The sequence below is a fragment of the Duganella vulcania genome (assembly GCF_009857655.1).
GTDB classification, from domain to species: Bacteria; Pseudomonadota; Gammaproteobacteria; order Burkholderiales; family Burkholderiaceae_D; genus Rugamonas; species Rugamonas vulcania.
This window is the reverse complement of record NZ_WWCX01000338.1, coordinates 1-255: the sequence shown is the minus strand read 5'-3', so window position 1 is coordinate 255 and position 255 is coordinate 1. Positions and strand designations below refer to the sequence as shown.

Genomic DNA, 255 nt, shown 5'->3' with positions numbered 1-255 from the left:
GACCAACTTGCTATGGTCATCAGGCATTGACTTGTACGGGCTGCGCGCATTCGCGTCGCCCAGAATCTGGAATTAGTAAGTAATTTAGGTAATGAAGTTGTATCAACGAACGTTCCAACATACTTCTTATTCACCATAACCTGCTAAGGTTATAGGGACAAGCCGTACGGGCAATTAGTATCAGTTAGCTTAATGCATTACTGCACTTCCACACCTGACCTATCAACGTCCTGGTCTCGAACGACCCTTCAAAGA

The 255-nt window shown here is 45.1% G+C and carries 1 rRNA gene; it reads right to left on the bottom strand.

Features of this window, described 5'->3' with window-relative positions:
• Positions 1 to 153 precede the first annotated feature (153 nt).
• A 23S ribosomal RNA gene (locus GTP90_RS36295) occupies positions 154 to 255 on the bottom strand; the annotation flags it as partial.